Here is a 12,897-nt window from a genome sequence, read left to right as displayed (position 1 = left end):
TCCGTTGCAGCCAACAACGCGCATGACACGGCGACCTTCGCACCGGCCGCACGGCCCCCGCGCATCGCATTCAAAGCTTGCGCGCGATACAGATGACCGTCAGGCCGGCGACGCGGTTGAAGCGAAACATCGGCAACTCGATCCGGCAGATCGTCTTGAGCAAGCCGTTGACGAACGGATGGTGACGGCGCAATTGCGACGCCGGCTCGCGCGGATGCCGACGCGCCCGCTCACCCAGCCGCAGCGCTGCCGCAAGCGGAAACGTGAGACCGAAATAATAGGCGCCGTGCTCGACGTCGAGCCCCGCGCGGCGCACCACGTCCTCGAGACTGCCGATCGTATATCGGCGCTTGTGCTCGAGAAAATCGTCATGGCCGCTCCAGAGGAACTGGAACGCGGGAACCGTGATCAGGAACCGGCTTCCGGAAGGCGCGCCCGCTACATAACGTGCGAGTAACCCGACGTCGTCGTCGACATGCTCGAGCACGTCCATCAGCAACACGAGATCGGCATCGAATCGTTCGACGGAGCGCCGAAAGTGGATGGGCTTGCCGGCCGCCTCCGCGTCGGTATCGTCGGCGTAGCTCGTATCGACGCACCACGCCTCCGACGCCTGCGTACGCTCGAGCAAGTGCTTCGAGAAGAAGCCGGAGCCTGCACCGACATCGAGTATGCGGTTCGCGCCCGATGCACCCAGGAACCGGCGGATCGCACGCGCCTTCGACGCGTAGTACCAGTGATCGCCCACGCCCGCACCCAGTACGTCGACTTCCTTGAGATCCATGACGCTTCCCCGTGATGGCTACTTGTACTTTGGTCGATACAGCCACTGTCGCCGATCTTACCTCGCCGCTGCCACCGATCCTACCCGTCGACGACGCACATCCGCTATCGGTATCCCGCATTCCGCCCTAATCGAAAAGGACGATGGCCGATTCGCCGCAAGTCGCTACCGTGCGCTTACCCGGCGCGAGACCGATGCGCGCGGGCGATCCGCTCGACTGCATGCCGATCGATCCGGCCTGCCCGGCTTTGCCGCGTCGCGCGCGAGACAAGAGGCGGCGTCGGTCACCACCGCGGTCGCGACCGCTTGCAACCTTCTCCGACAAAGGACATTGAATGCATCAGAAAAACGAAATTTCACGTCGACATTTTCTCCGGCTGGGTGCCGGCACGATAGGTGCGGCGCTCGGGAGCGCGTCATTTCTGTCGGCATGCGGAGGCGACTCGATTTCGGTCGCGCCGGTCGCGACGCCGCGGCTGGGTTCCGCTTCGAATTTTCGCGACACGGCCGGGCCGGACGGAACCGGTTATGTAACGACGAGCGGCGCGAAGATGAAGAAAGGCGTGATCTACCGGTCATCCGCGCTTGCGTTGTCCGCCGCCGACATCGCCACCGTCGGCACGCTCGACATCAGGCAGGTCTGCGACCTGCGCACGCCCGCCGAGATCAAGACGCAACCGGATGCGTCGCTGGCCGGTGCCGCATGGCAAAACCTCAACGTGCTCGGAGCCGCCAGCATCACCCCGATCCCGACGACCGGCGCCACCGCGACAGCGTTCATGTTGAGCATGTATCGTGCGTTCGTCACGTCGGACTCCGCGCACGCCAGCTATCGTGCACTCTTCACCGGCTTCGCTGCCTCCGGCGAAAACCTGGTGTTCCACTGCACGGCCGGCAAGGACCGCACCGGCTGGGCCACCGCCATTCTGCACACGATCCTCGGCATCTCCGGGCAGACGATACTCGCCGACTACCTGTTGACCAACGCCTACAGCGCGTCGGAAATCTCTGCGTCGATCGCCCAGGCACAAAAAGCCGGCGGGCAAAATGCGGCAGACATGATGACCGCGCTGCAAGGCGCGCACGCTGACTATCTGCAGGCGGCATTCGATCAGGTCACCGCGTCGTACGGCTCGATGACGTCGTATATCGCGAACGGCCTGCAACTCGACCAGGCAACGCTGAACGCCATCCGGCAGCACATGCTGGTCTGATCCACCCGCGGGCCGCTTCGACGGGGCCGGATCGTATCTGCGCTTCGATCGCAGCGGCCGCTGCACCTCGTATCCGGCGGAACCCTTACCAGCCAAGGCCTGGGCGGGTTTTCCCGGTCGCAACGAAAGCCGCCTGGGGCGGACCGCGCGAACCAAACGACCGTTTGATCCGCGCGCCCGACCACCCCGAATCCGTTGTCCCGCAGCATGCTGGCCCACTCTGCCCAAGCGCCCGTTGTTTGGTAACGCCGCTCTAGCGTGCTATGCCACACTGCACGGCATCGACGCTCGCGCCGTGCAGTGCCGCGCACCGCCGTCGATCACGACAAGACATGGAGACAGACGATGCGGAATGCGGTCCGGCGCGGCCATCGCTCGCCTTTGGCAATTTTCGACTGGATTTCCAGCCCGCAACGCGCGGCCCGGCCTATCTCGCCCGGAACATCCCGCGTGTTCGGCTGCGGCATGCTGGCGCTCGCGCTGCTTTGTGCCGGTTGCGCGGAATCGTCGGCACAGCGCGACGGCAACACGTCGGTCGCGTCGACGAAGATCGAACGCACCAAAGCCGAGCGCCTCGCCCGCGAACAGCAGGTCGCACGTACCGTGCCGTCGCTCGCATCGATCAGCCTGACGCAACCGCGCCAGTTCACGCTGCGCGACTCGGGCCAGAACGGCGCGATGACGTTCCTGCGCGACGTCGATTTCCGTATCGTCAACAACCTGGGCTTCTTCATCCATCAGTTGTCCGCCACGCTCGTGCCGACGCAGGCCGGCGCGCCGATCGTGTTCGACGATCCGACGAGTTTCGAGATCGACGTGCATGAAGGCACGGTCACGCTCGACAACGCGAAGCTGACCGCGCTCTTCAACACCTACATCTTCGGCTACCGCAACGCGCCGCTGCGCAAGCTCGCCGTGTCGGCCGGCGACGGCGTGATTCACCTCCAAGGCGAGATGCAGCGCGACGGCTGGGTGCCGTTCTCGCTGACCGGCACGCTCGCGATCCGCGACGGCAGCCAGCTCGTGTTCCATCCGACGGGGGTGCGCGTTTCGGGCATCAACGCGCAGCCGGTGATGCGCGCGGCCAACGTGAAAATGGCCGACTTGCTGAAAGTCCAGACGCCGATCGCGCAACTCGCCGGCGACGATCTCGTGATGTCGGTCGACAAGCTGATGCCGCCGCCGCGCCTGAAACTCACGATCACCGCGGTGCGCGTGACACCGGCCGGCCTCGACCTGAAGCTCGACGACGGCACGCACGCCGGCTTCGCGATGCCTGCGAATGCGCCCCAGCAGGCCATGTACATTCGAGGCGGCGACGTGAAGTTCATGCGCTCGATGCCGATGAACGCGGACATCCTGATCGGCCCGGTCGATCCGGCGAAGCGCGACCAGACTTTCGTGTTCGACCTGTACCACTATCGCGACCAGGTGTCGGCCGGCTACTTCAATTTCGACGAAAGCGGTGCGATGGCGATCCGGATGCCTTCGTACACGGGCCCGGCCAGCGGTGCGCTGCTCGGCAACGCGGCCGCGCGCCTGAACGACAGCTTTCTCGCCGCGCAGCAGACTGCGCTGCGTGACATACGCCAGCACTGGGAAGCCTACGCACTCGCGGCGAACGCCACCCACCCCGGCATGCAGAAGGTCGCCATGCGGCGCACGTCGACCACGCCGTTCAACGAGCGGCACGTGTCGAATCGCAACCCGACGATCCATCTGCGCAACGTCGATTTCAACCTGTCCGGGGATATCGGCTTTCACGTCGAGGATCTCGACGTGGAACTCGTATCGAAGCGGCCCGGCGAACCCGTCGATCTCGACGACCCGAACCAGTACGACATCCGGATTCTCGGCGGCACGGTGGTCGAATCGTGGAAGGCGATGTCCGCGCTCTTCAACAACTATCTGCTCGACTACTCGCCGCGCTCGCTCAACGACCTGCAGCTGAGCGCGGACGGCACGAACCTGCGTGTCCAGGGCGGCATCAAGCTGTGGAACCATGTGCCGGGCGTCTGGCTGCCGACCGACATGAAGGGCTCGCTGTCCGTGCTCGACGACCGGCATCTCGCGTTCAAGCCATCCCAGGTGTCGGTGCTCGGGATTCCGCAGGCGAAGCTGCTGCGTTCGCTCGGCATCGAGCTCGCTTCGCTGACGCCGTTGCAGCGCCGCGGCGCGGAACTGCGCGGCGACACGCTCGTGCTCGACCAGTACACCGTGTTCCCGCCCCCCGTGCTGAACGGCAAGCTCGGCCAGGCAACCGTCGAGCGCGACGGACTGCGCCTCACGTTCAGGCGTCTGGCGGGCTCGCCTGCGCCGCAACGGCCGCAGATCGATGCGCCGAGCTACATGTGGATGGAAGGCGGCGACATGAAGATGTTCAACGTGCTCGAACTGAACGTGCGCGCGCTGATCAGGAATTCGGCCGAGGCCGGCCCAATGCGTTTCGACCTGTACGGCTACCGCAGCCAGGTCGCGCAAGGTTCCGTGCGGATGCTGCCGGACGGCACGCTGGTCGTCGACATGGGCCAAAAGAATCCGCTCGCATCGCGTTGATGTGCATGTAAGACGCGCATGCAAAAAGCCCGGTGGCGGGTCGCCAACCGGGCTTTTCATTTCATCCTTCGTACTTCGCGCTCAGTCGTGCTTCAGTCCGTCGATCACGTCGAGCAGCGCCTGCCGCAATGCAATTACGTCGACGGTTGCGCCCGGCTTGCCCGGTGTGCGCGCATCGGCGGCCTGGGCCTCCGGCTCGACGGGTGCCGGCGCGGCCCGCTCGCCGCCCGGCGAATCGAGCCGGTTGCGCGCGCCGTTGATCGTGAATCCCTGCTCGTACAACAACTCGCGAATCCGCCGGATCAGCAGCACTTCATGGTGCTGGTAATACCGACGATTGCCACGCCGCTTCACCGGCCGCAGTTGAGTAAATTCCTGTTCCCAATAACGCAGCACATGCGGCTTGACCCCGCACAGCTCGCTGACTTCACCGATCGTGAAGTAGCGCTTCGCGGGAATCGGAGGCAAGACGACTTTCTCAACCGTAGTGGTCATCGTCGGTTAACCGTCGGTAAAGGGTGCGCGGCGGCCGCGCGGGGACGTCAGCGCGCGGGGGCTTACTCCGCGCCGTTTTCGACCAGCGCCTTCAGCTTCTGGCTCGCGTGGAAGGTTACCACCCGGCGGGCCGCGATCGGAATTGCCTCGCCCGTCTTCGGATTGCGGCCCGGACGCTGCGGCTTGTCGCGCAGCTGGAAATTACCGAACCCCGACAGCTTGACGCTTTCGCCGTTTTCGAGCGCGTCGCGAATCACCTCGAAAAACGCCTCGACCATGTCCTTCGCTTCACGCTTGTTCAGCCCGACGCTGTCGAACAGCAACTCCGCCAGTTCCGCTTTCGTCAGCGTGGGCGTCTCGGTGGACGCCGGCGCCGAAGCATCGCGGTTCATGGCGCTGCGTTGCGCCGTCAGGAGGGCTTCGAATTCACTCGAGGTCATGTCGTTCATATCTGCCATACAGCGCGTTAAATCAAATTACGATCGGAAAAGGCCGCCCGCGAGCGGGCGGACCTCCTCCTTAGCCGCGCAGGCGCGCACCGGCGCGAGCCATCCGCTCGACCAGCGCCTGGATCGCCTGATCGACGACCTCGTCCTGTAGCGTGCCAGCCGCGTCCTGCAGCGTCACGCGGAAGGCAAGGCTCTTCTCGTGCGCGGCAAGGCCACCGGAAGTATTTGATTTTGCACGAAATTCGTCGAAGAGTACAACCTTCTGAACGAATCGGCAGGCCTCTTCGGCAAGCGCCTTCTTCATTTCGTCGAAAAGTGCCTGAACCTCGACCGCCTGATCGACGACAACGGCGATATCGCGACGAACCGGCGGGAATTTCGACACCTCGGTCGGCGTGGGCAACGCACGCGCAATCAGCGCATCCGCGTCGATTTCGAACATTACCGGAGCATGCGGCAGTTCGTACTTCTGCATCAGGCGCGGGTGCAACTCACCGATCCAGCCGACCGCACGACCGTCGACTTCGATACGCGCGCTGCGCCCCGGATGGAGGGCCGGATGTTCCGCCTTCACGAAGCGTGCGGCTGCCGGCGCAAGCAGCGCCTCGAGATCGCCCTTCACGTCGAAGAAATCGACCGCACGGGTTGCCACGCCCCACTGCTCGTCGAGCACCGGGCCATAGGCAAGCGCACCGACGCGCTTCGGCTGCACGTAGCCCTCGACCGTCAGCTCACCGGCCTTCGCCGACGCATCGGCGAGGAACACGCGGCCAGCTTCGAACACGCGCACGCGATCTGCACGGCGGTTCAGGTTGTGGCGCAGCACGGAAATCAGGCTGCCGAACAGCGTCGTGCGCATCACCGAGAGCTGGCTCGCGATCGGGTTCAGCAGGCGGATCGGCTGGTCGTTGCCCGCGAAATCCTGCTCCCACTCCGCATCGACGAAGCTGAAGTTGACGGTTTCCGCGTAGTCGCGCGCGGCAAGCGCATGACGGACATCGTGGATCGAACGCCGCGTCTCGTTGGTCGCGCGCATTTCGCTCGTCGCGACCGGCGGACGCGCCGGGATCTTCTCGAAGCCGTAGATCCGCGCGACCTCCTCGATCAGGTCTTCCTCGATCTCGATGTCGAAGCGATGCGACGGCGGCGTGACGAGGAACGCGTCGTCTTCACGCTCGAACGGCAGGCCGAGGCGCGTGAAGATGCTGGCGATCTCGTCGGCGCCGATCTGCACGCCGATGATGCGGTTCGCGCGCGACACGCGCATCTTCACCGGCGCGCGCTGCGGCAGGTTCACGGACTGATCGTCGACCGGGCCGGCCTTGCCGCCGCAGATCTCGAGGATCAGCTGCGTGATGCGCTCGACGTGCTCGACGGTCGTCGCGTAATCGACGCCGCGCTCGAAGCGATGGGCCGCATCGGTCGAGAAGTTGTACTTGCGCGCGCGGCCGCGGATGCTGTCCGGCCACCAGAACGCGGCTTCCAGGTAGATGTTGGTCGTATCGAGCGTGACGGCCGTGCTGTCGCCGCCCATGATGCCGGCCAGGCTTTCGACCTGGCGGTCATCCGAAATGACGCCGACCGTTTCGTCGAGTTCGACCGTGTTGCCGTTGAGCAGCTTCAGCGATTCGCCGCGCTTGCCCCAGCGCACCTCGATGCCACCGTGGATCTTGTCGAGATCGAACACGTGCGACGGGCGGCCGAGCTCGAACATCACGTAGTTCGAGATGTCGACGAGCGCCGACACGCTGCGCTGGCCGGAGCGCTCGAGGCGCTCGACCATCCACTGCGGGGTCTTCGCACGCGCGTTCACGCCGCGGATCACGCGACCCGAGAAGCGACCGCACAGATCGGGAGCGGCAATGCGCACCGGCAGCGTTTCGTCGAGTTCGACGCGCACCGGGCGGATATCGACCGGCGTCAGCGGCGCACCGGTGATCGCGGCCGTCTCGCGCGCAATGCCGAACACCGACAGGCAGTCGGCCTTGTTCGGCGTCAGCTTGATTTCGAAGATCGTGTCGTCGAGATTGAGCGTCTCGCGGATGTCCTGGCCGACCGGCGTATCTTCCGGCAGCACCAGCAGGCCGCTGTGATCCTCGGACAGCTTCAGTTCACGTGCCGAGCACAGCATCCCCTGGCTCTCCACGCCGCGCAGCTTCGACAGCTTGATCGCGAACGGCTTGCCACCCTCTTCCGCCGGCGGCAGTTCCGCGCCGACCAGCGCGACCGGGACCTTGATGCCGGGCGCGACGTTCGGTGCGCCGCAGACGATATTCAGCGTCGCGCCGGTGCCGGCATCGACCTGGCAGACATTGAGCTTGTCCGCATCCGGATGCTTGACGACTTCGAGCACGCGGCCGACGACGATCTTCGACGTCGGCGGCGCAGCCTTGCTCAGCGATTCGACTTCGAGCCCCGCCATCGTCAGCGCGTGCGACAGTTCGTCGGTCGTCAGCTGCGGGTCGACAAAGGTTCTCAACCAGGATTCAGGGAATTGCATGGATGTCTACGTTCGAAACAGGTTAGATCGACGCCCGGGCCCCGCCGGATCGTCCGTCGGGGCGTGCACGGGCACAGGTCGGCGCGGCGCGCGGCGTTACGCGAACTGGCGCAGGAAACGCAGGTCGTTCTCGAAGAACAGCCGGAGATCCTGGACGCCGTAGCGCAGCATCGTCAGGCGCTCGAGGCCGCTGCCGAACGCAAAGCCGATGTAGCGCTCGGGATCGAGGCCCATGTTGCGAATCACGGTCGGATGCACCTGCCCCGAACCGGAAATCTCGAGCCACTTGCCGGCGTTCTTGCCTTGCTCGAACATCATGTCGATCTCGGCCGACGGTTCCGTGAACGGGAAATACGACGGACGGAAGCGCACGAGGATGTCGTCGCGCTCGAAGAATTTTTTCAGGAAGTCGGTATAGACGCCCTTGAGATCGGCGAAGCTGATGTTTTCGTCGATCCACAGCCCCTCGACCTGATTGAACATCGGCGAGTGGGTCGCATCGCTGTCGACGCGATACGTGCGGCCCGGTGCGATCACCTTGATCGGCGGACGGTTCATGCGCGCGTAACGCACCTGCATCGGGCTCGTGTGCGTGCGCAGCAGCAGCTGGCGGCCGTCGGCATCCTTGCCTTCGACGTAGAAGGTGTCCTGCATCGAACGCGCCGGATGGTTCTCCGGGCTGTTCAGCGATGTGAAGTTGTACCAGTCGGTCTCGATTTCGGGGCCGTCTGCCACATCGAAGCCGATCGAGCCGAAAATCTGTTCGACACGCTCCCACGTGCGCATCACGGGGTGCAGGCTGCCTGCACCGGCGCCGCGGCCCGGCAACGTCACGTCGATCGACTCGGCGGCGAGGCGCTGGTTCAGCAGCGCGTCGGCCAGTGCCTGACGGCGTGCGGTCAGCGCAGCTTCAACCTGCTGCTTCGCGACGTTGATGCGTGCGCCTTCGGTCTTGCGTGCTTCGGGATCGAGCTTGCCGAGGCCCTTCAGCAACTCGGTCAGCGCACCCGACTTGCCGAGAAATCGTGCTTTCTCGTTTTCGAGCGTGGTGATGTCGGCAGCCTGTTCGAAGGACTGCTGCGCGTCGGCGACAATCTGGTCCAGATCCATAGATCCCATCATTTCCAACGTCATTCGGTCTTGGCGAGCGAAATCGCACACCAAACAAAAAAGGGGCTCGGAAGAGCCCCGTTTTCGCTGCAGCGGCCGAAACTACCGGAGCATCGCTGCAACTAACCACGCAGTGCTAATTTCGCAATTAGGCTGCAACGGCGGCTTTCACCTGCTTGACGATCGCAGCAAAAGCAGCCTTGTCGAACACCGCCATGTCAGCCAGCACCTTACGGTCGAGTTCGATCGACGCCTTCTTCAGGCCGTTGATGAACACGCTGTAGGTCATGTCGTGCTGACGAACCGCCGCGTTGATACGCGTAATCCACAGTGCGCGGAACACACGCTTCTTGTTGCGACGATCGCGATATGCGTACTGACCAGCGCGCATCACCGCCTGCTTGGCGATGCGGTAGACGTTATTGCGGCGACCGCGATAACCCTTGGCCAGGTTGATGATCTTCTTGTGGCGGGCCCGTGCGGTTACCCCACGTTTGACTCGAGGCATGTTTCTCTCCTTAGAGTATCGATTGAGGGGTTACGCGAACGGCAGCATTGCGCGGACGGAGTTCAGATCGGAATCATGAACTGCCGTTGCGCCGCGCAGGTGGCGCTTGTTCTTCGTGGTTTTCTTGGTCAGGATGTGACGCTTGAAGGCTTGACCGCGCTTGACGGTACCGCCCGGACGCACCACGAAGCGCTTTGCAGCGCTCTTCTTGGTCTTCATCTTAGGCATGACGAACAACTCCAGTTTATTAGATGGCGATGGGTGTGCGGTTGGCTTGCGCCCTTGACCCGCCCTTCGAAACCCAGTCCACTTGTGTACGGCGAACCGCTTGCGCAGCCGCCGTCATTGCTGGCACGCCGCCCTGACCGGGCAACGCGCCGAACCACTGCGAACCTGCGCGCGAAGCGCGCGGGCCCGTTACTTCTTTTTCTTCGGCGAGAGCACCATGATCATCTGGCGCCCTTCCATCTTCGGCATCTGCTCGACCTGGCCGACTTCCTCGAGATCCGTGCGCAGACGCTCAAGCATCCGCATACCGATTTCCTGGTGAGCCATTTCGCGACCGCGGAAACGCAACGTGATCTTCGTCTTGTCGCCTTCTTCGAGGAAGCGCACGAGATTGCGGAGCTTGACGTTGTAATCCCCGTCATCGGTACCCGGGCGGAACTTGACTTCCTTGACCTGGATGACCTTCTGCTTCAGCTTCGCTTCGTGCTGCTTCTTCGATTCCTGGTACTTGAACTTGCCGTAATCCATCAGACGGCAAACCGGGGGAACCGCTTGCGGCGCGATTTCCACCAGGTCAACATCCAGTTCTTCCGATTTACGGAAAGCATCAGCGAGTTTTACGATACCGAGCGGTTCGTTCTCGAGCCCGACCAGACGCACTTCCGGCGCAGTGATTTCACCGTTGATGCGATGCGACGACTTATCAGTAGCGATGTTACGTTTCCTCTAAAAATTAAAAAAACGAGCCGCGCTGCCAGGGCGGTTACTTGAACGAGCGCAGGTCTTCCTGCAGACGCTCAACGAAGGCTTCGACCGGCATCACGCCAAGATCGACGCCGCCACGGGCACGCACGGCTACCGTTTGCGCATCACGCTCCTTATCACCCACGACGAGGAGATAAGGCACCTTTTCCAGCGTGTGCTCGCGTATTTTATAGCTAATCTTCTCATTGCGCAAATCGGCCGCCACTCTAACCCCTTGTTTTTGCAACGATTGGGCCAGAGATTGCGCATATTCGGCCTGACTTTCGGCGATATTGAGCACAACTGCCTGGAACGGCGCGAGCCAGGCAGGCATTGCACCAGCGTGGTGCTCGATCAAAATGCCGAGGAAACGCTCCATCGAACCGACGATCGCACGGTGCAACATCACCGGCCGGCGACGGCTGCTGTCGTCGGCAACATACTCGGCGCCGAGGCGTTCCGGCAGCACCATGTCGAGCTGCAGCGTACCGCACTGCCACGATCGGCCGAGCGCATCCTTGATGTGGTACTCGATCTTCGGACCGTAGAACGCGCCTTCACCCGGCAATTCTTCCCATGTCAGGCCGCAGGCGGTCAGTGCGTCGCGCAGGCCCTGCTCGGCACGATCCCACGTCTCGTCCGTGCCCGCACGCTGATCCGGGCGCAGCGACAGCTTGATGTCGATGTGATCGAAACCGAAGTCCTTGTACACGCTCATCGCCAGCGTATTGAACGCGATCGACTCCGAGATGAACTGGTCTTCCGTACAGAAGATGTGCGCATCGTCCTGCACGAAGCCGCGCACGCGCATCAGGCCGTGCAGCGCGCCCGATGCCTCGTTGCGGTGGCACGAACCGAATTCCGCGTAGCGCAGCGGCAGGTCGCGATACGAGCGCAAGCCGTGCTTGAACACCTGGACGTGACCCGGGCAGTTCATCGGCTTGATCGCGTAGTCGCGCTTCTCCGACTCCGTCGTGAACATGTTCTCGCGGTAGTTCTGCCAGTGGCCCGACGCCTCCCACAGCGAGCGGTCCATGATCATCGGCGTCTTGATCTCGAGGTAGCCGGCTTCGTTCACGCGGCGGCGCATGTACTGCTCGACCTGCTGCCACAGCGCCCAGCCCTTCGGATGCCAGAACACCATGCCCGGCGACTCTTCCTGCATGTGGAACAGGTCGAGCTGCTTGCCGAGCTTGCGGTGGTCGCGCTTTTCCGCTTCCTCGAGCATGTGCAGGTACTGGTCCTGGTCTTCCTTCTTCGTCCAGGCCGTGCCGTAGATGCGCTGCAGCTGCTCGTTCTTCGAATCGCCGCGCCAGTACGCGCCCGCGACCTTCATCAGCTTGAAGACCTTCAGCTTACCCGTCGACGGCACGTGCGGGCCTCGGCACAGATCGGTAAAGCCGCCGTGCGAATACAGCTTGATTTCGTCGCTTTGCGGAATCGATTCGATGATCTCGGCCTTGTACTTCTCGCCGATGCTGCGGAAGTAGCCCGCCGCCTCGTCGCGCGACACGACACGGCGCGTCACGGGCTCGTCCTTCTTCGCGAGCTCCTGCATGCGCTTTTCGATCTTCTCCAGATCTTCAGGCGTAAACGGACGGTTGTACGAGAAGTCGTAATAGAAGCCGTTGTCGATCACCGGGCCGATCGTCACCTGTGCGTCCGGATACAGCTCCTTCACCGCGTATGCGAGCAAGTGCGCCGTCGAGTGGCGGATGATGTCGAGGCCGTCGGCATCCTTGTCGGTCACGATCGCGAGCGACGCGTCACGGTCGATCACGGCCGACGTATCGACGAGCTCGCCATCGAGCTTGCCACCAAGCGCAGCCTTCGCAAGGCCGGGACCGATCGAGGCTGCAACCTCGGCAACTGTCACCGGATGCTCGTATTGTCGAACTGAGCCGTCAGGCAAGCGTATCGAAACCATAGCAATCTCCGTGATGCCGACAGTGGGCGGCAGACCAGGTACGCGACATAAAATCGCGCGGGAAAATTTCGCGACAAAAAAAATGCGGCCCCGCTTTCGAGGGGCCGCATTCGATACTTCACTCAGACTGAAAGGGCGAAAGGGTTCCTCGACTAGCGTCGCTCCGAAAAGGTTTCGGTCAACGTTCGCGGTGTCATAACCGTATTCGCCTTGTTCGCGTTGAGTTATTTACTGCATCGAACACCCGGAGACCGGGCATTCTCAATTCGTTGGTAGGCTCGATTGGACTCGAACCAACGACCCCCACCATGTCAAGGTGGTGCTCTAACCAGCTGAGCTACGAGCCTAGAGAAGCTAAGATTATATGGAGCCGTTACGGGCT

11 protein-coding genes and 1 tRNA gene are annotated in these 12,897 nt (G+C 63.1%); 2 read left to right on the top strand and 10 right to left on the bottom strand.

Going from position 1 to position 12,897, the window contains the following annotated elements; all coding sequences use genetic code 11:
- Positions 1 to 70: 70 nt before the first annotated feature.
- A complete protein-coding gene (locus tag PQB87_RS07930; RefSeq protein ID WP_301861877.1) occupies positions 71 to 784 on the bottom strand; it encodes a class I SAM-dependent methyltransferase in 714 nt (237 codons plus the stop codon).
- Between the two features lie 335 nt (positions 785 to 1,119).
- On the opposite strand from PQB87_RS07930, the gene PQB87_RS07925 reads away from it, so the two are divergent.
- Complete coding sequence (locus PQB87_RS07925) at positions 1,120 to 1,998, top strand: tyrosine-protein phosphatase (RefSeq protein ID WP_301861878.1); 879 nt, start codon at positions 1,120 to 1,122, stop codon at positions 1,996 to 1,998.
- A 345-nt stretch (positions 1,999 to 2,343) separates the two neighbouring features.
- The gene (locus PQB87_RS07920) at positions 2,344 to 4,554 is read left to right on the top strand and encodes a hypothetical protein (protein ID WP_222155867.1); all 2,211 of its coding nucleotides are present in this window, start codon (positions 2,344 to 2,346) and stop codon (positions 4,552 to 4,554) included.
- Between the two features lie 81 nt (positions 4,555 to 4,635).
- Here PQB87_RS07920 and PQB87_RS07915 read toward each other — a convergent pair whose 3' ends face one another.
- The 9 genes from PQB87_RS07915 to PQB87_RS07875 form a co-directional block, all read right to left on the bottom strand.
- Positions 4,636 to 5,049, bottom strand: a complete 414-nt coding sequence (locus PQB87_RS07915; protein ID WP_027787702.1) for a MerR family transcriptional regulator — start codon at positions 5,047 to 5,049, stop codon at positions 4,636 to 4,638.
- Positions 5,050 to 5,111: 62 nt separating this feature from the next.
- Positions 5,112 to 5,498, bottom strand: a complete 387-nt coding sequence (locus tag PQB87_RS07910) for an integration host factor subunit alpha (protein ID WP_006486093.1) — start codon at positions 5,496 to 5,498, stop codon at positions 5,112 to 5,114.
- A gap of 70 nt (positions 5,499 to 5,568) precedes the next feature.
- A complete protein-coding gene (gene pheT / locus PQB87_RS07905) occupies positions 5,569 to 7,998 on the bottom strand; it encodes a phenylalanine--tRNA ligase subunit beta (protein ID WP_059682809.1) in 2,430 nt (809 codons plus the stop codon).
- A 96-nt stretch (positions 7,999 to 8,094) separates the two neighbouring features.
- On the bottom strand, positions 8,095 to 9,108 hold the full coding sequence (pheS, locus tag PQB87_RS07900; RefSeq protein WP_021162419.1) for a phenylalanine--tRNA ligase subunit alpha: 1,014 nt from the start codon (positions 9,106 to 9,108) through the stop codon (positions 8,095 to 8,097).
- A 148-nt stretch (positions 9,109 to 9,256) separates the two neighbouring features.
- Entirely contained in the window at positions 9,257 to 9,616 is a 360-nt protein-coding gene (gene rplT / locus PQB87_RS07895; protein WP_004192938.1) for a 50S ribosomal protein L20, read from the bottom strand.
- Positions 9,617 to 9,646: 30 nt separating this feature from the next.
- Positions 9,647 to 9,844, bottom strand: coding sequence for a 50S ribosomal protein L35 (gene rpmI, locus PQB87_RS07890; RefSeq protein WP_004191477.1), 198 nt, complete (start codon positions 9,842 to 9,844; stop codon positions 9,647 to 9,649).
- Positions 9,845 to 10,033: 189 nt separating this feature from the next.
- On the bottom strand, positions 10,034 to 10,558 hold the full coding sequence (gene infC / locus PQB87_RS07885; RefSeq protein ID WP_080599380.1) for a translation initiation factor IF-3: 525 nt from the start codon (positions 10,556 to 10,558) through the stop codon (positions 10,034 to 10,036).
- A 49-nt stretch (positions 10,559 to 10,607) separates the two neighbouring features.
- Positions 10,608 to 12,515 carry a threonine--tRNA ligase gene (gene thrS, locus PQB87_RS07880; RefSeq protein ID WP_174414422.1) on the bottom strand — a complete coding sequence of 636 codons (1,908 nt, stop codon included), beginning with the start codon at positions 12,513 to 12,515 and terminating at the stop codon, positions 10,608 to 10,610.
- Between the two features lie 270 nt (positions 12,516 to 12,785).
- Positions 12,786 to 12,862: transfer RNA gene (locus PQB87_RS07875), tRNA-Val, on the bottom strand.
- Positions 12,863 to 12,897: the final 35 nt, after the last annotated feature.

It is taken from the genome of Burkholderia sp. KL41 (genome assembly GCF_057005415.2).
Note: the sequence above shows the minus strand (reverse complement) of the source record. Positions and strands in the feature narration are given on the sequence as shown.

What these genes read in the sequence shown, in the direction of transcription:
- rplT (WP_004192938.1), bottom strand. Translation starts at nt 9,616, where the DNA reads ATGCCTCGAGTCAAACGTGGGGTAACCGCACGGGCCCGCCACAAGAAG.
- PQB87_RS07930 (WP_301861877.1), bottom strand. Translation starts at nt 784, where the DNA reads ATGGATCTCAAGGAAGTCGACGTACTGGGTGCGGGCGTGGGCGATCAC.
- PQB87_RS07915 (WP_027787702.1), bottom strand. Translation starts at nt 5,049, where the DNA reads ATGACCACTACGGTTGAGAAAGTCGTCTTGCCTCCGATTCCCGCGAAG.
- pheS (WP_021162419.1), bottom strand. Translation starts at nt 9,108, where the DNA reads ATGGATCTGGACCAGATTGTCGCCGACGCGCAGCAGTCCTTCGAACAG.
- PQB87_RS07925 (WP_301861878.1), top strand. Translation starts at nt 1,120, where the DNA reads ATGCATCAGAAAAACGAAATTTCACGTCGACATTTTCTCCGGCTGGGT.
- rpmI (WP_004191477.1), bottom strand. Translation starts at nt 9,844, where the DNA reads ATGCCTAAGATGAAGACCAAGAAGAGCGCTGCAAAGCGCTTCGTGGTG.
- PQB87_RS07920 (WP_222155867.1), top strand. Translation starts at nt 2,344, where the DNA reads ATGCGGAATGCGGTCCGGCGCGGCCATCGCTCGCCTTTGGCAATTTTC.
- PQB87_RS07910 (WP_006486093.1), bottom strand. Translation starts at nt 5,498, where the DNA reads ATGAACGACATGACCTCGAGTGAATTCGAAGCCCTCCTGACGGCGCAA.
- pheT (WP_059682809.1), bottom strand. Translation starts at nt 7,998, where the DNA reads ATGCAATTCCCTGAATCCTGGTTGAGAACCTTTGTCGACCCGCAGCTG.
- thrS (WP_174414422.1), bottom strand. Translation starts at nt 12,515, where the DNA reads ATGGTTTCGATACGCTTGCCTGACGGCTCAGTTCGACAATACGAGCAT.